The organism is Sphingopyxis sp. JAI108 (assembly GCF_013410105.1).
GTDB classification, from domain to species: Bacteria; Pseudomonadota; Alphaproteobacteria; order Sphingomonadales; family Sphingomonadaceae; genus Sphingopyxis; species Sphingopyxis chilensis.
Genome location: NZ_JACCCJ010000003.1, coordinates 169678 through 189335, shown reverse-complemented (window position 1 = coordinate 189335; position 19658 = coordinate 169678). Strand labels below are relative to the sequence as shown.

The window sequence follows — 19658 nt, the reverse complement described above, 5'->3', positions numbered from 1 at the left end:
TGTCAGTCGCTCAGGACAGGCTTCGACAGGCTCAGGGCAACGGATTCAAAGGTGGGTTTCCTCCACCACCGCCGCCAAATTCGCGAGCGAGCTATTGAGCCCCGCTTCATGATCCTTCGCCGAAATCCCCGGAGGCACGTGATGCGCGTCGATCGTCACCAACGTCCCGCCGCTCTGCCGTGACAGATACCAGTGCATCTCCATCGTCCCCGAAAAGCGCGGGTCGTCGGATTCGAATTCGACCTGCCACACCACCAGCCGCCCGTCGTCGAGCGTCGGAATATAGACTTCCACGACATCGCTATCGTCGTCGCTCTTGGTCTCGACATCGGCATCGTCGAAGGTCAGCCGCATCAAAAAGCCGCCGCCCGCGCGCAGGTCGACATGCTCGAACGTCCCCGTCGCCCCCTCGGGCGGCAACCATCGCGCGAGCTTCGCCGCGCTCGTGAACGCCGCGAAGACATCGACCAGCGGCGCCGCGATCAGCCGTTCGGCATGATCGGTGCGCCGCGTCTTCTTGGTCGGTTTCAAGTCGGCCGGCTTCAGGCGAGCGCGGCTTTGACCGCCGCGACGGCGTCGTTCGCCGCGCCGCCGTCGGGGCCGCCGCCCTGCGCCATGTCGGGTCGCCCGCCGCCGCCCTGCCCGCCAAGCGCCGCGACCGCCGCCTTGACCAGGTCGACCGCGCTATGGCTGCCGGTCTTGTCGTCGGTCACCCCGACCGCGACCGAAGCGCGTCCGTCGTTGACCGCGACCAGCATCGCGACGCCGCTGCCGACCTGTTTCTTGAGGCCGTCGACCGTTCCGCGCAGTTCCTTGGGGTCCAGCCCGTCGACGACTTGCGCGAGGAACGCGGTATCACCCACCTGCTCGACCGCCGGCGCGCCGTTCGCGGCGCCGCCACCGCCCCCCATCGCCAGCGCTTTCTTCGCATCGGCCAGCTCGCGCTCGGCCTTCTTGAGCGCGTCGGCGAGCGCCGCGACGCGCGCCGGCACATCGTCGGGCGACGTCTTGAGCGCCGCGGCGGCCGTCTTCAAAGCTTCGTCGCGGCCGTTCAGCCACTGGCGCGCCGCTTCGCCGGTCAGCGCCTCGATGCGCCGCACGCCCGAAGAGACCGCGCTTTCGCTGACGATCTTGAACAGGGCGATGTCGCCCAGAGCGCGGACGTGCGTCCCGCCGCACAGCTCGACCGAATAATGCGTGTCGGTCGCCTTGCCCATGCTGAGCACGCGAACCTCGTCGCCATATTTCTCGCCGAACAGCGCGAGCGCACCCGCCGCGACCGCATCGTCGGGCGTCATCAGCCGCGTCGACACGGCTTCATTACCGCGAATCTGCGCGTTCACATCCGCCTCTATCTGCGCAATTTCTTCCCCGGTCAGCGCCTTGGGATGCGAGAAGTCGAAACGGAAACGGTCTTCGGCAACGAGGCTGCCCTTCTGCGTCACATGCCCGCCGAGCCGATTCCGCAGCGCCGCGTGCAGCAGGTGCGTCGCGCTGTGATTGGCGCGGATGCGATCGCGGCGTTCGGCATCGACCGTCAGTTGCACCGTGTCGCCGACCTTCAGCGTTCCCGCTTCCAGCTTCGCCTGATGCGTGTGCAGGCGGCCGAGCGGCTTGCCGGTATCGCTCACCGACGCCTTCGCGCCTTCGAGCGTCGCGATTGTCCCCGCATCGCCCATCTGGCCGCCGCTCTCGCCATAGAAAGGCGTCTGGTTGGTCAGCACCACCACCGCGTCGCCCGCCTGGACCTCGTCGACCGGCTTGCCATCCTTGACGAGGCCGATGACCGTCGCCTCGCCCGCGGTCGAAGTATAGCCGGTGAATTCGGTGCTGCCGTTGGTTTCGACCAGGTCGAACCAGATTTCGTCCGACGCCTTTTCGCCGCTGCCCTTCCACGCCGCGCGCGCCGCCGCCTTTTGCTGCGCCATCGCGGCGTCGAAACCCGCACGGTCGACCGCGATATCATTCGCGCGCAGCGCATCCTCGGTCAGGTCGTAGGGGAAGCCAAAGGTGTCATAGAGCTTGAAGGCGACCTCGCCCGCCAGCGTATCGCCCTTGCCCATGCCGGCGGTCGCCTCGTCGAGCAGCTTCAGCCCCTTGTCGAGCGTCTGGCGGAATTTCGTTTCCTCGCGCTCGAGCGTCTCGGCGATCAGCGGCTGCGCGCGGATCAGCTCGGGATAGGCGGCGCCCATCTCGGCGGTCAGCGACGGCAGCAGCCGGTGCATCAGCGGGTCCTTCGCGCCGAGCAGATGCGCGTGGCGCATCGCGCGGCGCATGATCCGGCGCAGCACATAACCGCGCCCCTCGTTCGACGGCAGTACGCCGTCGGCGACGAGGAAGCTCGATGCGCGCAGGTGATCGGCGATCACGCGGTGGCTGGCCTGCGTCGAGCCCTCGGCCGGAATCCCGGTCAGGTCGACCGATGCCGCGATCAGCGCCTTGAAGGTGTCGGTGTCATAATTGTCGTGGACGCCCTGCAGCACCGCCGCGACGCGCTCCAGGCCCATGCCGGTGTCGATGCTCGGCCGCGGCAGATCGACGCGCTCGCCACCCGGCTGCTGCTCATATTGCATGAACACCAGGTTCCAGATCTCGACGAAGCGGTCGCCGTCTTCCTCCGGCGATCCCGGCGGGCCGCCCCAGATATGGTCGCCATGGTCATAGAAGATTTCGCTGCACGGCCCGCACGGGCCGGTGTCGCCCATCGACCAGAAATTATCGCTCGTCGCGATACGGATGATGCGCTCGTCGGGCAGGCCGGCGATCTTCTTCCACAGGTCGAACGCCTCGTCATCGGTGTGGTAAACGGTCGCCGTCAGCTTCTCGGGCGCCAACCCCCAGGTCTTGGTGATCAGCGTCCAGGCGTGGTGGATCGCCTGCTCCTTGAAATAGTCGCCGAAGGAGAAATTCCCCAGCATTTCAAAGAAAGTATGGTGCCGCGCCGTATAGCCGACATTGTCGAGATCATTGTGCTTGCCACCCGCGCGGACGCACTTTTGCGCCGATACCGCGGTGCTGTAGGGGCGCTTCTCCAGCCCGGTGAAGACATTCTTGAACGGCACCATGCCCGCGTTGACGAACATCAGCGTCGGGTCGTTGTACGGCACCAGCGGCGCCGACGGTTCGATATGGTGGCCCGTCCCCCCGAAATAGTCGAGGAACGAACGGCGAATGTCGTTGGTCGATGTCATGCGCGCGATCTAGTGCGGAACGACGCGTTTCTCAAGCGCGATACGCGCGGCGGCGCTTGCCGCCTAGCGACGGCAAAGGCGATCGAGTTCCTCGTCGCTCATGCCCTCCTCGTCGATCAGCTTCTGCGATACATAGCGCACGTCATATTGCGCGATCCGATATTTGCCATCGTTGACGCGATAGAGCAGCACGCCGCCGCATGTTCCGGCAATTCCGGGATGCGAGCTGATGACGGCGAACAGTGCGTAGGCGCCCGGATAGGCCGCGTCGGGCGGATTGTTGAGCCAGCCGTCCAATCGGGCGGTGAAACGGCCGCTGCCCGTCTGGTGCATCTTCGCTTCGCGGCTGAACCGGGTCATCTCGTCGGTCGTCGCCTCGAGCTGCGGGTCCATCATCGCAGCCAGCGCGCGCCCGTTCCCGGCGTCGAGATTGTCCAGAAAGCGCGTCATATATTGGGTCGCCCCCGCGGTTTCGGCCGCGCTCGCCTTCCAGTCCGCGGGCACGGGCTTATAGGGATCGGTGGCGGGATCGAAGCAGGAAAAGGCCTGGCGAAAGTCCTTGATGATCGTGACGCCGCGGTCGACGTCGATCTCGTTGTCGAAAAAGAAGCGCCCGAACCGGGCGCTCTGTCCGCCGCATCGCTCGGCCGCCATCAGCTTTATCCGCTCGATGACCGGCGTATATTGGTTCTCGTCGATGAGCGGAACCGTTGCGGCATAGCCGCGGCCGGGCACCGCCTCGATCTTGATTTCGGGCGCGCCCGGTGCCGCCGCAAGCAATGCCGCCACGAAAATCGTCGCCATAATCCGTTCCCCACCTCTTCGCGCATCGCCCCCCGGCGCCGCGTCCTGCGCGCTATCGTGCGCAGGCGCGCGCGCGCCGGCAAGCCCAAATTTCGCTTGGGATCACAGGGCGGTCGCAATGCCCTTGCCGAGGTAGCAAGGCAGTTGGCGCAACACATCGGCCTTCGGCACGCCGTCTTCGATCAGGTCGGGCGGCACTTCGGACGTGTCGGTGCGCACGACGGTCCAGCCGGCGGCTGGCTCGGCGCGGTGAACAACGACGTAGCCGCAGTCCATCGTCCCGTCCTTGCGGTCGCCGCGAAAGTCGAAAGCGGCATAGACACCCGGCGGCTGCCCGGCGGGATCGATATACCAGCTGAGGCGCAGCGGGCGGATTTGCCCGTCGGCCCACAAGGTGCCCCGCTTGCGCTGGTTCATTTCCCATTCGAGCCGCGGATTGGATGCCTGGAACGAGAGGCGCAGCATCGCATAGGCCGCTGCGAAATCGCGCTTTGCCAGTGCAAGCGTATATTCGGCGAACCGGTCGACCGCTCCCTCCTCGTCGGATGCCGACGGCTGAAAGGACATCCCTTCGGGCGCGACGATCTGACGCTCCACTTCGGGCGCGAGCGTCAGCGGCGCGGCGAAAGCGGCCGGAAGCCCCGCCATCAAGGCCGCGGAGGCGAGCAGCGCGCGGCCTCCAGGCTCAATAGCCATAATAGGCGCCACCCTTCTCCCGCGCGCGCTGCCATGCCGGGCGGTCGTGACAGGCGTTCACAAATGAGGCCAGTTTGGGGTAGCGCGGCGCCATGCCCTGCATGACCGCAATCTCGGCGGGGAAGCTGAGCATGATATCGGCGGCCGACAGGCTGTCGCCGATGAAATGACCGCTCTCGCCGACGCGGCTTTCCATATATGCGAAGTGCGCGTCGAGTTGCTGCGCGATGCGCGGCTCGAGCGGGGCCGCCGCTTCGCCGAGGCGCGCGGTATAGATGCGCAGGAGGATCGGCGTCATCGCCGAGCCTTCGGCGAAATGCAGCCATTCGAGGTGCGTGATATAATCATCGCTGCCGCGTTCCGGCACCAGATGGCCGCCGCCGTGGCGTTCGCACAGATATTCGGTGATCGCGCCCGATTCGGTGATCACACGGCCCTTGCCGCCGGAGACGGAATCGTTGAACTCCTCGATCACCGGCGACTTGCCGAGCGGGTGAACCGCGAGCAATTCGGGCGGGGCGAGATTAGTGACGGGATCGCGGTCGTAATATTTGATTTCGTAAGCCGCGCCGATTTCCTCGAGCAGCCAGAGGATGCGCTGCGAGCGGCTGTTGTTCAGATGGTGGACGATCAGGTTCATGGACTTTCCTTTGGATCAGGGGCGATAGGGGCCGTTGCGGTCGATCAGCGCCGCGAGTTCGCGGACGAGTTTGGCGCCGAGAATGGCTGTCACATCGCCTACATCGCGACCGGGATGCAGTTCGACAATATCCGCCCCGACAATCGGCGCGGTCTGCTTGTGCAGCACGGCGAGCAGTTCGCGAACCGTCAGGCCGCCCGGCTCGGGATGCGCGACGCCGGGCGCTGCCGACGGGTCGAGCCCGTCGAGGTCGATCGATATATAGAGCGGGCCGTCGAGCACCGGGACGCGGTCGGGCGAGAAACCGGCCATCGGCACAATCTCGACGCCGAAGCGCTCCGCCTGCTCGCGGCAATGACGGTTAAGGGTGCGAATGCCGACCTGCACCAGCCGCTTCGCATGACCGGCCTCGCAGATACGCGCGAAGGGCGAGGCGTGGCTGCGCGGATTGCCGGCGAAATCATCATAGAGGTCGGGATGCGCGTCGAAGTGGAGGATCGTCACCGGTCCGTGGCAAGCGGCCGCCGCCTCGACGAGCGGGAAAGTGACCGCGTGGTCCCCGCCGAGCGCGAGCGGAATGTCTCCATCTTCGCGCACATAGGCAAGGTGGCGGCGGATCGCCGCATCGTCGCGCGCCGTGTCTTCGGTCAGCGGCAGGTCGCCGTCGTCGGTGAGGGCGATGTCGGTGCCGATTTCGACGCCGAGCTCGCTCGCCATATTGCCGCGGTCGCTCCACAGGGCGGCGCGGATCGCCGCGGGGCCGGCGGCGGCGCCGCGTTCGAAGCTGCTGTTGATGTCGGTGGGCAAGCCGAAAAGGCGGATCGCGGGCATGCGCCGCTTGTAGCCGCTGGCAGAAGCGGCGCAAGGATCAACGGCGGGCGGGCCGACCTGCTTGGGAGGGGGAGAGTGCAGGTCAAAGGGGCTGGTGGCCCGCCGCCGTCGGCCGGCCGGTTCAAGCAAGGCGAACCGGCCGGATGGCAATCAATTGTCGTCGTCGCCCTCGTCGTCGGGGCCGGCCATCATTTCCTCGGCCACCGCCTCGGTCCGGCCGCGGATCGCGGTTTCAAGCCGCTCCATCAACTCGGGATTGTCCTTGAGGAAGGTTTTGGAATTTTCGCGGCCCTGCCCGATACGGATCGAGTCATAGCTGAACCAGGCGCCCGATTTCTCGACGATGCCGGCCTTGACGCCCAGATCGAGGATCTCGCCGATCTTGGAAATGCCCTGCCCGTACATGATGTCGAATTCGACCTGCTTGAACGGCGGTGCGACCTTGTTCTTCACCACCTTCACGCGCGTCGTGTTGCCGACGATCTCGTCGCCATTCTTGATCTGGCCGGTGCGGCGGATGTCGAGACGGACCGAGGCGTAGAATTTGAGCGCGTTGCCGCCGGTCGTGGTTTCGGGATTGCCGTACATCACGCCGATCTTCATGCGCAGCTGGTTGATGAAGATCACCATGCAGCGCGAGCGGCTGATCGAGCCGGTGAGCTTGCGCAGCGACTGCGACATCAGACGCGCTTGCAGGCCGACATGGCTGTCGCCCATTTCGCCTTCGATTTCGGCGCGCGGAACGAGCGCCGCGACCGAGTCGACGACGAGCACGTCGATCGCGTTGGACCGGACAAGAGTATCGACGATTTCGAGCGCCTGTTCGCCGGTGTCGGGCTGCGACACGATGAGTTCGTCGATGTTCACCCCGAGCTTGCGGGCATAGACGGGGTCGAGCGCATGTTCGGCGTCGACGAAGGCGACGGTGCCGCCGCCCTTCTGCGCTTCGGCGAGCGTATGCAGCGCGAGCGTCGTCTTGCCCGAGCTTTCGGGGCCGTAGATTTCGATGACGCGGCCGCGCGGCAGCCCGCCGACGCCAAGCGCGATGTCGAGGCCGAGCGAGCCGGTCGAGATCGCCTCGACCTGCATGGCTTCCTTCGAGCCCAATTTCATCACCGAGCCCTTGCCGAACGCGCGATCGATCTGCGCGAGCGCGGCGTCGAGCGCCTTCTGCCTGTCCGTGTTGTTCACTGATTTCCCCGATTCGACGAGTGACAATTGTCCGGCCATGACCGTCCCTTTCCAGCTCTAGAGCGACGGCAGAAGCATCGCAATGCCAGACTATGTGCCACATTTGTTCTCATGGAACAAGAGGGGAACAATATAAAATCGACTTTGTCGAAAAGCGCGTTATTCCGCCGAAAACTCATCGAGCGCCGCCTCGATGTCGCTGATCCGGAACGGTTTCGTGATCAGCTTGCGATGCGCGTGCGCGGGCGGAAGGACATCGCCGCCGCCCGAAGTGAACGCAAAGGGAATGCCGCGTTCGGCGAGCGCATCGGCGACCGGCCAGCCCTTTTCGTCGCCGAGGTTGATGTCGACGAGCGCCCCCGCGAGCGATTCGGCGGCAATCAGCGCGAGCGCCTCCTCGTTGCTCGTCGCCTGCGCGGGCTCGGGAAGGTCGAGCGCGTCGAACATGTCGGCAAGCATCATGCCGATCAGCACATCGTCTTCGACGAGCAGGATGCGGCGATCACTGGCCATTGGGCACCCGATGCGCAGCATCGTCGAGCGCCGCCGAGGTCGCCTCGGCGAGCTGCGCGACCGAAAAGGGCTTGGGCAGAAAGGCGACATCGTCGATGTCGATCGACTGGCGGAGCTGTTCTTCGGCATAGCCCGACATGAACAGGACCGGCAGGTCGGGGCGTTTGGCGCGCATCGCACGCACCATCGCCGGGCCGTCCATCGTCGGCATCACCACGTCGCTGATGATCAAATCGACCTTCTCCATCTGTGCGAACCGTTCGAGCCCCTCTTCGCCCTGCGAGGCGGTCACGACGCTATAACCCGCGCGGGTCAACGCGCGTTCCGCCACGGCGCGCACCATATCCTCGTCCTCGACGAGCAGGATGGTGCCGGTGCCCCACTGGCTCTTCTTGGGCTTCGCGGGTGGCGGCGGAGCGACGGGAGCGTCGCCGCCGGCGCGGTGAACGGGCAGGTATATCGAAAAGCTCGTCCCCTGCCCCGGCTTGCTGTCGGCGAAGATATAGCCCGCCGACTGCTTGATGATGCCATAGACGGTCGACAGGCCAAGTCCGGTGCCCTTGCCGACATCCTTGGTCGTGAAAAAAGGTTCGAAAATCTTGGGCAGCACGTCGGCGGGAATGCCCGTGCCGGTATCGCTGACCTTGAGCGCGCAATAGTCGGCAGGGGGCATGAATTCATTGCCCATCTGCCGCACGTCGGCGGCCGAGACGGGATAGGTTTCGATCGTCAGCGTCCCGCCGCCCGGCATCGCGTCGCGCGCATTGACCGCAAGGTTGATGATCACCTGTTCGAGCTGGCCCGGATCGGCACGCACCGCGCCAAGGCCGCGGCCGTGATGCACCGAGAGCTGGACGGTCTCGCCGATCAGGCGCTTCAAAAGATGCGACACCTCCGAAATCACGTCGGGCAGCTGCAATATCTGCGGGCGCAGCGTCTGCTGTCGCGAGAAGGCGAGCAACTGCCGCGTCAGGCTGGCGGCGCGATTGGCGTTGCTGCGAATCTGCTGGATGTCGTCATAGTCGCTGTCGCCGGGCGTATGGCGCATCAACATCAGGTCGCACGCGCCGAGCACCGCGGTCAGGATATTGTTGAAATCATGCGCGACGCCGCCAGCAAGCTGGCCGACCGCCTGCATCTTCGACGCCTGCGCCACCTGGCGCTTGAGGCGCGATTCCTCGCTCGAATCCTTGAGGCTCAAAAGCACGGCCGCCTCGCCGAGCCCGCGCACGCCGACGACGCGCATCGACACGGGATCGCCGCTCTGCCCTGCGAGCCGGATCGACAGGTCGCCGCCGACCTGCTGTCCGCTGCTGTGGCGGCGGATCATGTCGGCAAGCGGCCCCTTGTCTTCACCGACGACGATGTCGCCGGGGTAGCGGGGCATCTTGCCTTCGGGAAGGCTCGCCGCCCGGACGAAGGCACGGTTCATATAAAGGAAGCGCCCGTCGCGATCGACCATCGCCAGCCCGAACGGCAGCAGCGACAGCAAGGTTTCGACATAGGTCTGCGCGGTGCCGCGGTCGGCCGGCCCCATTTCCTCGTCGAGCAACGCGAGCAGCATCGGCGTATTGCTGTCGGCGGGCGCTAGCGGGATCTGAATCAGCCGCACGGGCGTCGCGCGGTCGCCCTCACGCGCGAAATAGAGTGCGCCCGCGTCATCGAGCCGGATCATCGGCGCAACGTCGCGGCCGGCATAATGCAGCGCGTCATCCTCCCCCAGCGCGCGGAGGAGGAAGGCCTGGTTGGCGACGCGCAGCCGCCCTTCGGCGCTGACGAGCGCGGCCATCACACCGGCATGACCCAGCGTCCGGCCCGCAGGCCCGTCGAGATGACGGACGATTTCAGCGACCAAGTCGAGCCGTTCGAGCGCCGAGAAGCGCCAGACGAGATAATCCTCCGACTGCCCGGCGCGCGTCACCTGCGCGCGCAACTGCAGCGGGCCGATCGCGATATCGTCGGCATGCCCCTCGCCGTCGCGCCACGCGATGCGGCCGGCATTTTTAAGCATTTCGGCGCCGCGTCCTTCGAGCGGGAGGCCAGGCGGCGTCACGAAACCATTGAACCAGGTGCCGAACAGGTCGTTCGCGCAGACCATCCGCCCCGCGCGGTCGGTCACCGCGATCGCGACATCGTCATGATTGACCGCCTGGCGCAGCATCGTCCAGTCGGGCGCGGCAGCCTCGCCCGACACGGCTGCGGGAAAGACCCGGCGCACAAGCAGTACGCCGGCCGCCGCAACGGCCAGGCCCGCCACGAATCCTGCCGCCAGAATCGCGCTGCCCGTCGCCCAGAACAGCAAGGCTGCCGAAAGCAGCACAAGGCCGCCGAGCAAGCCCGCGTCGAGCCGCGAGAGGCCCGCCGGAGCCGAAAGCAGCCCGGCGGCAGGGCCCGCCCCCCTGATGACATCACCATCAGCGGAGGGCAGGCTTTGCACGGTCAAATGACACTCTTTCTCAGTGGCGCATCACCAGATGCGAACGCGGTCCTCGGGTGCCAGATAGAGCTTCTGGCCCTGCTTGATCTGGTAGGCCTTATACCAAGGGTCAAGATTGCGCGAGACCCAAGTCCGCTGGATCGACGGCGAATGCGGATCGGTCGTGATGCGCTGCGACAGATTCTGCTCGCGATAGTTGCGCCGCCACACCTGCGCCCAGCCGAGGAAGAAGCGCTGGTCGCCGGTCAGCCCGTCGATCACCGGCGCATCCTTGCCACCGAGCGACTTTTTATAGGCGTCATAGGCGATGGTCAGGCCGGCGAGGTCGCCGATATTCTCGCCCAGCGTGAAGGTGCCGTCGAGCTTTTCGCCCGGAAGCACTTCATAGGCGTCATATTGCGCGATCAGCGCCTTGCCCGCCGCCTCGAAGGCCGCGACGTCGGCCGGGGTCCACCAGTCGGCAAGCTTGCCGGTCTCGTCATATTTCGCGCCCTGATCGTCGAAATGATGGCTGATTTCGTGACCGATGACGGCGCCGATGCCGCCATAGTTGATCGCGTCGTCGGCGTGCGGATCGAAGAAGGGCGGCTGGAGGATCGCGGCGGGGAAGACGATCTCGTTCATGCCGAAATTGGCGTAGGCGTTGACCGTCATCGGGGTCATCCCCCACTCCCAGCGGCGGATCGGGCCGCCGAGGCGGCTGATATTGTCATCGTGCGCGAACTGGTTCGAGCGAAGCGCGTTGCCGAACAGGTCGCCGGCCTTGATCTCGAGCTTGCTGTAATCCTTCCAGCGGTCGGGATAGCCGATCTTGGTGGTGAAATTGGCGAGCTTCTTCTTCGCCTTCACCTTTGTCGCGGGCTGCATCCACGTCAGATTGGTGATGCGTGTGTCGAGCGCCGCGAGCACATTCTTGACGAGCACGTCCATCGCCGCCTTGGTTTCGGGCGGGAAATATTTGGCGACATAATCCTTGCCGACGGCTTCACCCATATTGCCCGTGGTGAAGTCGACCGCGCGCTTCCAGCGTTCCTGCATCTGCGGCGTGCCGGACAGCGCGGTGCCGTAAAAGGAGAAAGCCTCATTGGCGACCGCATCGGGCAGTACGTCCGAAAAGCCGTCGAGGCTGCGGACGACCAGCATGTCGCGGATCACGCCGATCGGCGCGTCGGCGAGCAGCTTCGCCTCGCCGGTGAAGGCGCTCGGCTGCGACACGAGGATCGAATCCTCATTGACGCCGATGCCGCGAATGAAGGTCGCCCAGTCGAAACCGGGCGCGGCCTGCGCCAGCTCGGCGATCGTCATCTTGTTATAGACCTTGGTCGCGTCGCTGCTGTCGTTCTTGTCCCAGTGGACGGTCGCGACCTGCTTTTCGAAGTCGTAGATCGCCTTGGCGCGCGCCGCGGCGTCCTTTTCGCCGGCGAGCGTCAGGACATTTTCGAGATGCTTCAGATAGGCAGCCTGCAGCTTGGTGTTCCGCTCATTCTCCTTGAGGTAGAAATCGCGGTCGGGCATGCCGATGCCGCCCTGGAACATCGTGTAGATGTAAACGTCGGGATTCTTGTCATCCTGACCGACATAACCGCCGAAGAAATGCTGGACGCCGCTGCGGTCGGCCTCGGCGAGCAGCTTCGCAAGCCCCGCCTTGTCGACCGCGCGAATCTTGTTCAGCCACGGCTCGATCGGCGCGAGCCCCTTGGCCTCGACGGCGGCCGAATCGAGATAGGAGGCGTAAGCGCGGCCGATCATGCTGTTCGGATCGGCCTTCGCCACGTCGAGGATTTCGCGCGTGCGCGTTTGCGACAGGTCGGCGAGCGCGGTGAACATGCCGTAATTCGATTTGTCGGCGGGGATCTGGGTATTCATGGCCCAGGTGCCATTGGCATAGGAGTAGAAATCGTCGCCCGGCTGGACGCCCTTGTCCATGCCCGAAAGGTCGAAGCCGAAATCGCCGATTTCGGGCTTGGCGGCGGTGGTGGCAGGCGCCGCCTGCTCCTGTGCGGCGGCCGGAACGGCGGCGAGCATGATTCCGCCAAAAGCGGCGGTCGCGAGCAGGCGCGAAGAAATATTCAAGCGAGTCATGATATTCCCCAGTTATCGATTTGAAGCGAAGAACCGCGCCGCAAAGGCACGCCGCGGATCAGCGATGCGACAGCTATACGCCTGCTTCTTGGGGGTTCAACCGGCGGCCGTGTCGCTGGTCGATGCCTCATGTCGTTGGTCGCGTGCGCGCGCCAGCTTGCGCCGCCAGCGGAGGCGTATCCAATTGTCCCAGAACAATGTCGCGAGCACATAGCCGACGGCCGCCGAGACGACCGAAATCACGAACAGCCCCGCGAGCATTGCGGGCGCCGCATCCGAAAAAACCCAGCGCACCCACTCGCCCGCCGACGCGCCATGCTCGATCATCGACGAAAAGGTCGCGCTGTTCGCGTGGAGGCCGAACAGCCAGTCGCCGAGCCACACCGAAGCGATGATGATGAACGGCGTCGTCACCGGGTTCGACAGGAAGGTCATCGCCGCGCCGATCGGGATATTGGCACGGAACGGCAGCGCGAGCAGCGCGACGCCCAATATCTGCACGCCGGGGATCAGGAAAAAGATGCCGACGAACAGCCCGAGCGCGGTGCCGCGCGGCACCGAGGTGCGCGTGAAGCGCCACAGATGGCTGTGCGCGACCCGATGCGCGAACGGCTTGATGAAGCGGCTCGCCAGCAATTCCTCGCGCGTCGGCGAGTTGCGGCGGATCCAGTTCATCACCGCAGCCTTGTCGCGGGGCTTGCCGCCGCTCATCCGCGGTCCTTCATCAATCTTTGCTTGTCGCGCTTCCAGTCGCGTTCCTTGATCGACTCGCGCTTGTCGTGCGCCTTCTTGCCCTTCGCGAGCGCGAGTTCGACCTTGGCGCGGCCACGGCTGTTGAAATAGACGCTTAGCGGCACGAGCGTCATGCCCTGGCGCATCACGCCGGCGTGCAGCTTGTTGATCTCGCGCCAGTTGAGCAGCAGCTTGCGCGGCCGCTTGGGCTCGTGGTTGAAGCGGTTGCCGTGGCTGAATTCGGGGATGTTGGCGTTGATCAGCCAAACCTCGCCGCCGGTGACCTCGGCATAGCTCTCGGCGATCGTGCCCTCGCCGAAGCGCAGCGACTTCACTTCTGTCCCCTGCAGCGCGATGCCGGCCTCGAACACCTGTTCGATGGCATAGTCGAAGCGCGCGCGCCGGTTCTCGGCGACGACTTTCTTCTTGTCGAATTCGGCGGCGGACTGCGGACGGGCCATGGCGAAAGCTTACATCACTCCTGCCGACGACAGCGCGGCATCGACGGCCTTGCACGATGCTTCGGACGCCGGGATGATAGGTAGGCGCACTTCGGGCGAAAACCAGTCGTGGAGACGCGACAGCGCATATTTGACCGGTCCCGGCGAGGTGTCGGAGAACATCGCCTTGTGAAGGGCGAACAAGCGGTCGTGGAGCGTCAGCGCGCGTGTCCAGTCGCCAGCGGCGCAAGCGGCGGCGAAATCGGCACAGAGGCGCGGCGCAACGTTGGCGGTGACCGAGATACAACCGACGCCGCCCATCACGGCGTGCGGGAGCCACAGATCGTCGTTGCCCGAAAGCTGGCAGAAATCCACACCTGCCCCGGCGCGATGCTCCGTCACGCGCGCAAGGTCGCCGCTCGCATCCTTGACCGCGACGACGCTCGGAATTTCGGCGAGCTTGCCCATCGTTTCGGCGCTTATGTCCGCGACGGTGCGGCCGGGGACGTTATAAACGACGATCGGCAGGTCGCTGGCGTCGGCAAGCGCGTGATAATGTGCGATCAGCCCGTCCTGGCTCGGCCGGTTGTAATAGGGCGCGACGATCAGCGCCGCGGTCGCGCCGGCTGCCTGCGCATAGCGCATGTGGCGGATGGCGGTCGCGGTGTCGTTCGATCCGCAGCCCGCGATCACCGGCACGCGTCCAGCGGCCGCCTCGATGCAGGTGTCGATGACCTGATAATGTTCTTCGAAGCCGAGCGTGGGGCTCTCACCGGTCGTCCCGCACGGGACCAGCGCGCTGGTGCCCTCTTTGATCTGCCAGTCCACAAGGCGCGCGAAGGCGGGCGCGTCGAACGCCCCATCGCGGAATGGCGTCACCAAGGCGGGAATCGAACCCGAAAACATGCACCGCTCCTTTACAAGAACATGGCTGAGCCGATAGAATCCGGCCGGCGCGCCGCTATTGGACGTCTATTCAGCGCCCCGCAAGGAGTTTGGCATTAGTATGGCCATCATGACCACGCTGCCCCGCATTTCCCGGCTCGCGCTCGCGCTGGCCCTCGCCATCCCCGCCGCTGCGAACGCCAGCGAGCTGACACCCGAGCAAATGGCCTGGTATCGCGCCCAGATGGGGCTCGCCTCCGTATCGGGTCCGCCGCCCTCGCCCAATTCGGTCGGCGATGCGGTGATGGAATGGCGGCGGCTGACCGCCAACACCGGTGCCTCGTTCGACCAGCTGTCGCGCTTTCTGATGGCGAACCGCGGCTGGCCCGACGCCGAGAAGCTGCGCACGCGGGCCGAAAAGGCGATCTCGCTCGACAGCTATGATCCCGCGCGCACCCTCGCCTATTTCCAGTCCTATCCGCCGCAAACCGCGAGTGGACAGCTCCGCTATGCGCTCGCGCTCAACGCATCGGGCCGGCGCGAAGATGCCAATGCCGCCGTCCGGCGCGCTTGGACGAGCGGACCGCTCGACGATTATGAAACAAGCCGCGCGCTCAGCATGTTCCCCGGCGCGATCGCGCCCGCCGACCATGACGCGCGCATGGACAAGCTGCTTTGGCTCGGAGCCACCTCTGCCGCCAGCCGCCAGCTCGCCTATACGTCGCCCGACAAGCGCAACATCTTCGCGGCGCGGCTCGCGATGCGCAGCGGCGCGGTCGATGCCGCCTTCCAGGCGTCGGCGGTCGAAAGCGCCAACCCGTCGCTGACCCGCACCGACCCCGGCTATATCACCGACAAGGCGACCTGGCTGCGCGCGTCGGGCCGCGTCGGCGAAGCGCGCGCACTGCTCGCGGCACCGCGATCGCTGTCGAAAGCGCCGACCGATGCCGAGGAATGGCTGGAAACGCTGCTCACCAACGCGCGGCAGGCCGACGCGGGCGGCGACAAGCTGACCGCATATAATATCGCGCGCCAGCTCGACGACGCGCTTCCCCCCGGCACCGTCGTCCGCGAAACCCCGCTGGGCGTGCGCGACGATTACACTTCGCTCGCCTGGCTCGCTGGGCAGCTCGCGTTCAAGGATCTGCGCCGGCCCGCGGAGGCGGTGAAGCTCTACCGCGCTTATGGCGAAGCCGCACGCTCGGCGCAGACGCGCACCAAGGGCTTTTACTGGGCCGGCCGCGCCGCGCTGGCGGCGGGCGATCGGGCCACCGCGAACGCGCATTTCGCCGATGCGGCGCAGCATTATGATCAATTCTACGGCCAGCTGGCGCTCGAGCGGCTGAACCGTCCGCAGCCCAAGCCGACGCCGAACCCGACGATCGAGGTCAGCAGCACCGAAAAGCGTGCCTTCGAAGACGACCGGCTGGTGCGCGCCGCGCGCGCGCTCGGCGAAATCGGCGCATGGCGCGAGCAATCGGCGTTCCTGCGCGCGCTCGCGCAAAAGGCGAGTTCGCCCGCCGACCATGTGCTCGCGGGGCAGCTTGCCAATCAGATCGGCCGCCCCGACCTTGGCGTGATGATCGGCCGCAGCGCGCAGGCGAACAGCCTCGACGCGGTGGAGGTTTCGGGTTTCCCGACGGTGCGCGTCCCTGCAGGCCATGAAAGCAACTGGACCTTCATCCACGCGATCACGCGGCAGGAAAGCCAGTTCGACCGCGCCGCGATCAGCCACGCCGGCGCGCGCGGCATGATGCAGCTGATGCCTGGAACGGCGCGCGAAGTCGCGGGCAAGCTCGGCCTCAGCTACGATGCCGGCTCACTCACGACCGACACCAACTACAACATGATGCTCGGATCGACCTATTTCCAGCAGATGCTCCGCTATTATGGCGGCAGCTATCCGCTCGCGGTCGCAGCGTACAACGCGGGGCCCGGCAATGTGAACAAGTGGCTGCGCGCCAATGGCGACCCGCGCACCGGATCGATCGAGATGCTCGACTGGATCGAAGCGATCCCGATCTTCGAGACGAAGAATTATGTCCAGCGTGTGCTCGAAAACGCCGTCGTCTATGACACGCTGCGCGAGAGCGGCAGCGCACGAGCGCAGGCGCCGCTGAGCTTCTATCTCGGCAAGCGCACGCCAGGCTGATCTGGTCGTTGCTTTCCATCGTCATCCCGGCCTTCCCGGGCACACCATTGTTATAACTCTCTGGAACTTGCCATTTGACGTTACTCCCAGGGCAAAGAACGCGGGTTTTGCGCCCGATCAAAGCCGTAGCAGCATTGGGCCACGAAGATCGCGGCGGTGCCCAGCATGGAGAGTTGGATCGCCGCATTGCTTGGACGTCACGATAGCATCCGCTCGAAGACCAGGCAGCATTTATATGACGATTGCGGCGCGAATAACATTCCCAGCCGCGAAAATCGCCTCTTGTCTAAGTATCAGGGTAAATCGACGCGCAACCCGCTTCCTTTCGGTGGCATAAGGAGGCTCCCGGGCAGTCTTCTCCGTCCTGAAGTCAGAAATTACCTGATATCTAAGTTGCTCCGCTCTTCAACACCCCGCATACAGCCCATCGTCCCCAGTGTGCCAGCCGTGGTGGCGGGCTGCGCAAACTCCGGCGGGTGCTGCTGCCAGAGCAGCTATCTCTCTCCAACGATCCTGAGGTGCGCATCATGCTCTCGCACGCAAGAGCCGGCACTGCCATCCCGGGGATCAAGACGCCTTCCATAATTTGTTTGTGCCGCGCTTCGCAGCAGGTCGTCCCGTCCGGAACTCTCGGCGAGCGGCGGCGTTGTGTTGTAGCTAAATGAACAATAGGCCAATACAAGATTGGAGAGGGCGTCAGAAATGATTGAGTCCGCTGATCACGTTAAGCTTGAGAATGGAATTTTTGAAACAGTAGATGAGAATAACTTTCCATGCCTTGGTGCAAAATCTGCCTTGGCTCGCGGAACATTAAAAGTCATTTCTTGTACTTCGCTTGTCAGTAGCTGGGATGATATCAGAATCTACACCGAGATTATGGAATGGGCAACTGAGTACCGGCGAAGGCCCGTAGGCCTGCGGAGCCTTGCTATTGTCTATGAAGAACCTCTGAATCTGGACGAAACTGCATTCGAAAAGGCGATGTGGGAACGCATCCAGTCCTTCGCCGACAAGGATCACTGGCTCGGCCAGCCATTCGACCATCGCGTCAGTCCGGATGCGGACGATCCGCATTTTTCTTTGAGTTTCGGAGGCGAGGCATTTTTCGTCGTCGGGCTCCATCCCAATGCCTCTCGGCCCGCGCGCCGGTTTCCTGCGCCCACGCTTGTCTTCAACCTGCACGACCAGTTCGAGCGCCTCCGCGAGGAAGGCCGATACGAGCGCATGCGTCAACGCATTCTCGAGCGCGACGGGAAACTGGCGGGGTCGCATAACCCCATGCTGGCGCGCCACGGCGAAGTCAGCGAGGCCAGGCAATATAGCGGACGGGTGGTGGGCCCGGACTGGCAGTGTCCGTTCAAGGATCCGCGCGCATGACGGAAATGATGGAAATCCCTCCGAGGAGTGGGACTGCCTTTCTGCTACCAGCCGGCGCGGCCCTGACCGTGATCGACCCGTGCGGTCAGCAGGTCAGCGATCTGGTGGCGTTCAGTCAGATCGATGTGAGGGAAGCCATTTCGAACGGCCGGACCTTCGACTATGAAGAGACGATGCTGCTGACAACGGGCAATCGGCTGTGGTCGAACAGATCGCAGCCAATGCTCGAGATTATCGCGGACATGGTGGGCCGCCACGACTTTCTGCTCACTCCGTGCAGCGAAGCGACATTTCGCCACTTCTATTCCGGCAAACCCGTGCACCGCGGGTGCCTGGGCAATCTGGCCGAGGCCTTGGCGCCCTACGGCGTAGGGGCCGACGGCATTCCAACGGCATTCAATATCTTCATGAACGTGCCCGTCGACGGGGAAACCGGGCGACTGCGCGTCCTGCCACCGCTCAGCAAACCGAACGACAATATCCGCTTTCGGGCGCTTATGGATCTTGTCATCGGCATGACCGCCTGTTCGGCTTTTGATTCGAATGGCGGAAGCTTCAAACCGATCCGGTACGCGATCGCGCGAGACTGACTATCCGAAGCACTTCTTCGCGCATTGTCGCTTTGGAAGCTGTGTCAGGAGACAGCAGGATAATGTAGTCCGGTTCTTGACCCGCGCTGATCCGCAGCATCTTCTCCGCCACTGTCGCGCGCTTCCTGGATCCTCCGCTCGAGTAGGCGGCGCGGCGTAGCCGCATGTTTTAACCGCGTGGTGCGATAGCGCACGCCACCCAGAAAAAGCCCTGTGCCCAATGCTATCCACGAGGTGAAGGCACGCTCGGCAAGCCAGGCGGGTGCCCAAAGAGCGCTGGCCGGAGAGAAAGCGGTTCGACCATTTGCCTTGCGACGGCCGAATTCGGCGGCCGCGACGCCGCAAGCGGCGGCGGCGATGAGCGCGACCGGTCCGCCAACGAGCGTCAGAAGCACGCCCCCGGGCACGGTGCCCAACTGGGCGGCGAAGCGTGCCGGTCGTGCCCATTCGTCATAGGCTTGGCGAACGCGCTGCGAGAAAAAGTGCCGTACTGGCGGTGGCCGCCGCGCAACGAACAGATCAAGCGGCACGGTCTCGCGTCCGCCGGCTGCCTTGATAGTGCGGACCAGTTCCAGATTTTCGAACAGCACCTCGCCCGAATAGCCTCCTGCATCCAGCAAGACCGATCGGCGCACGCCGAGCGTTCCGGGCCAATCGCCGCCGGCCAGACGGTTCAGGAGACTGCGCGCCGCATCCCAGCGCGCATGCCATGGTTGGGGACGGAAGATGTTCTGCGGACGCACGATCTCAAAATGCCGCAGCAGGGACAGTATGCGTTCGAGCTCGGCCTGGCGATAGCGCACGTCATCGTCGGCGACGATGATCTGTTCGTGGCGTGCGGCCAGCACGCCCGTCATCACGCCGCCAACCTTGCCGTTCGTCGTTCGCGCTATCGGGCGCATGTGCCGCACCGGCCCTGACCAGGCACGTGCGTGCGCCTCGAATATTTCGTCGGGCGATCCGTCGACGACGATCACATCATCGACGACGCGGCCGAGTCGATGGAGATAGCCGGTCAGTGCGCGGACTTGAGCGGTTTTCGCGGCGATAGGGAGGACATAGCTGGCGTTCACCGGCGAGTGATGGAAAGGCACCGC

The 19658-nt window shown here is 64.8% G+C and carries 17 protein-coding genes; 3 read left to right on the top strand and 14 right to left on the bottom strand.

The window, feature by feature from the left end:
* Nucleotides 1–45: 45 nt before the first annotated feature.
* The 13 genes from HDC29_RS15530 to dapA all read right to left on the bottom strand — a co-directional run bounded on the left by HDC29_RS15530 (nt 46) and on the right by dapA (nt 14463).
* Nucleotides 46–531, bottom strand: a complete 486-nt coding sequence (locus HDC29_RS15530; RefSeq protein WP_179499192.1) for an SRPBCC family protein — start codon at nt 529–531, stop codon at nt 46–48.
* Between the two features lie 11 nt (nt 532–542).
* Nucleotides 543–3191, bottom strand: coding sequence for an alanine--tRNA ligase (alaS, locus tag HDC29_RS15525; RefSeq protein ID WP_179499191.1), 2649 nt, complete (start codon nt 3189–3191; stop codon nt 543–545).
* Between the two features lie 63 nt (nt 3192–3254).
* Nucleotides 3255–3995 (bottom strand): hypothetical protein, encoded by a 741-nt coding sequence (locus tag HDC29_RS15520; RefSeq protein ID WP_179499190.1) that lies wholly within the window; start codon nt 3993–3995, stop codon nt 3255–3257.
* A gap of 102 nt (nt 3996–4097) precedes the next feature.
* On the bottom strand, nt 4098–4691 hold the full coding sequence (locus HDC29_RS15515) for a hypothetical protein (RefSeq protein WP_179499189.1): 594 nt from the start codon (nt 4689–4691) through the stop codon (nt 4098–4100).
* The gene (locus tag HDC29_RS15510) at nt 4681–5331 is read right to left on the bottom strand and encodes a glutathione S-transferase family protein (protein WP_179499188.1); all 651 of its coding nucleotides are present in this window, start codon (nt 5329–5331) and stop codon (nt 4681–4683) included. The genes HDC29_RS15515 and HDC29_RS15510 overlap by 11 nt, the downstream gene beginning before the upstream one ends.
* 15 nt (nt 5332–5346) lie before the next feature.
* Nucleotides 5347–6162: an agmatinase gene (gene speB, locus HDC29_RS15505; protein WP_179499187.1), complete on the bottom strand. Its 816-nt coding sequence runs from the start codon at nt 6160–6162 to the stop codon at nt 5347–5349.
* A 150-nt stretch (nt 6163–6312) separates the two neighbouring features.
* Nucleotides 6313–7392, bottom strand: coding sequence for a recombinase RecA (gene recA, locus HDC29_RS15500; RefSeq protein WP_037518780.1), 1080 nt, complete (start codon nt 7390–7392; stop codon nt 6313–6315).
* A 120-nt stretch (nt 7393–7512) separates the two neighbouring features.
* Nucleotides 7513–7866, bottom strand: a complete 354-nt coding sequence (locus HDC29_RS15495; protein ID WP_179499186.1) for a response regulator — start codon at nt 7864–7866, stop codon at nt 7513–7515.
* Nucleotides 7856–10243 carry a response regulator gene (locus tag HDC29_RS15490; protein ID WP_373562824.1) on the bottom strand — a complete coding sequence of 796 codons (2388 nt, stop codon included), beginning with the start codon at nt 10241–10243 and terminating at the stop codon, nt 7856–7858. Before HDC29_RS15490 ends, HDC29_RS15495 begins: the two co-directional genes overlap by 11 nt.
* A 90-nt stretch (nt 10244–10333) precedes the next feature.
* Nucleotides 10334–12385 (bottom strand): M13 family metallopeptidase, encoded by a 2052-nt coding sequence (locus HDC29_RS15485; protein WP_179499185.1) that lies wholly within the window; start codon nt 12383–12385, stop codon nt 10334–10336.
* A 96-nt stretch (nt 12386–12481) separates the two neighbouring features.
* On the bottom strand, nt 12482–13096 hold the full coding sequence (locus HDC29_RS15480) for a DUF2062 domain-containing protein (RefSeq protein WP_179499184.1): 615 nt from the start codon (nt 13094–13096) through the stop codon (nt 12482–12484).
* A complete protein-coding gene (smpB, locus tag HDC29_RS15475; protein ID WP_037554711.1) occupies nt 13093–13578 on the bottom strand; it encodes an SsrA-binding protein SmpB in 486 nt (161 codons plus the stop codon). Before smpB ends, HDC29_RS15480 begins: the two co-directional genes overlap by 4 nt.
* A gap of 9 nt (nt 13579–13587) precedes the next feature.
* Nucleotides 13588–14463, bottom strand: coding sequence for a 4-hydroxy-tetrahydrodipicolinate synthase (gene dapA, locus HDC29_RS15470; RefSeq protein ID WP_179499183.1), 876 nt, complete (start codon nt 14461–14463; stop codon nt 13588–13590).
* Nucleotides 14464–14563: 100 nt separating this feature from the next.
* Here dapA and HDC29_RS15465 point away from each other — a divergent pair, with 100 nt between their 5' ends.
* The 3 genes from HDC29_RS15465 (at nt 14564) to HDC29_RS15455 (ending at nt 18561) form a co-directional block, all read left to right on the top strand.
* Nucleotides 14564–16594 (top strand): lytic transglycosylase domain-containing protein, encoded by a 2031-nt coding sequence (locus HDC29_RS15465; protein ID WP_179499182.1) that lies wholly within the window; start codon nt 14564–14566, stop codon nt 16592–16594.
* A gap of 702 nt (nt 16595–17296) precedes the next feature.
* A complete protein-coding gene (gntA, locus tag HDC29_RS15460; RefSeq protein ID WP_179499181.1) occupies nt 17297–17971 on the top strand; it encodes a guanitoxin biosynthesis heme-dependent pre-guanitoxin N-hydroxylase GntA in 675 nt (224 codons plus the stop codon).
* On the top strand, nt 17968–18561 hold the full coding sequence (locus HDC29_RS15455) for a DUF1989 domain-containing protein (protein ID WP_179499180.1): 594 nt from the start codon (nt 17968–17970) through the stop codon (nt 18559–18561). Before gntA ends, HDC29_RS15455 begins: the two co-directional genes overlap by 4 nt.
* Before the next feature lie 44 nt (nt 18562–18605).
* Here HDC29_RS15455 and HDC29_RS15450 read toward each other — a convergent pair whose 3' ends face one another.
* A complete protein-coding gene (locus HDC29_RS15450; protein WP_218844651.1) occupies nt 18606–19655 on the bottom strand; it encodes a glycosyltransferase family 2 protein in 1050 nt (349 codons plus the stop codon).
* Nucleotides 19656–19658: the final 3 nt, after the last annotated feature.

What these genes read in the sequence shown, in the direction of transcription:
- HDC29_RS15455 (WP_179499180.1), top strand. Translation starts at nt 17,968, where the DNA reads ATGACGGAAATGATGGAAATCCCTCCGAGGAGTGGGACTGCCTTTCTG.
- HDC29_RS15510 (WP_179499188.1), bottom strand. Translation starts at nt 5,331, where the DNA reads ATGAACCTGATCGTCCACCATCTGAACAACAGCCGCTCGCAGCGCATC.
- alaS (WP_179499191.1), bottom strand. Translation starts at nt 3,191, where the DNA reads ATGACATCGACCAACGACATTCGCCGTTCGTTCCTCGACTATTTCGGG.
- dapA (WP_179499183.1), bottom strand. Translation starts at nt 14,463, where the DNA reads ATGTTTTCGGGTTCGATTCCCGCCTTGGTGACGCCATTCCGCGATGGG.
- HDC29_RS15495 (WP_179499186.1), bottom strand. Translation starts at nt 7,866, where the DNA reads ATGGCCAGTGATCGCCGCATCCTGCTCGTCGAAGACGATGTGCTGATC.
- HDC29_RS15465 (WP_179499182.1), top strand. Translation starts at nt 14,564, where the DNA reads ATGGCCATCATGACCACGCTGCCCCGCATTTCCCGGCTCGCGCTCGCG.
- HDC29_RS15515 (WP_179499189.1), bottom strand. Translation starts at nt 4,691, where the DNA reads ATGGCTATTGAGCCTGGAGGCCGCGCGCTGCTCGCCTCCGCGGCCTTG.
- gntA (WP_179499181.1), top strand. Translation starts at nt 17,297, where the DNA reads ATGATTGAGTCCGCTGATCACGTTAAGCTTGAGAATGGAATTTTTGAA.
- HDC29_RS15480 (WP_179499184.1), bottom strand. Translation starts at nt 13,096, where the DNA reads ATGAGCGGCGGCAAGCCCCGCGACAAGGCTGCGGTGATGAACTGGATC.
- HDC29_RS15520 (WP_179499190.1), bottom strand. Translation starts at nt 3,995, where the DNA reads ATGGCGACGATTTTCGTGGCGGCATTGCTTGCGGCGGCACCGGGCGCG.
- smpB (WP_037554711.1), bottom strand. Translation starts at nt 13,578, where the DNA reads ATGGCCCGTCCGCAGTCCGCCGCCGAATTCGACAAGAAGAAAGTCGTC.
- HDC29_RS15485 (WP_179499185.1), bottom strand. Translation starts at nt 12,385, where the DNA reads ATGACTCGCTTGAATATTTCTTCGCGCCTGCTCGCGACCGCCGCTTTT.
- speB (WP_179499187.1), bottom strand. Translation starts at nt 6,162, where the DNA reads ATGCCCGCGATCCGCCTTTTCGGCTTGCCCACCGACATCAACAGCAGC.
- recA (WP_037518780.1), bottom strand. Translation starts at nt 7,392, where the DNA reads ATGGCCGGACAATTGTCACTCGTCGAATCGGGGAAATCAGTGAACAAC.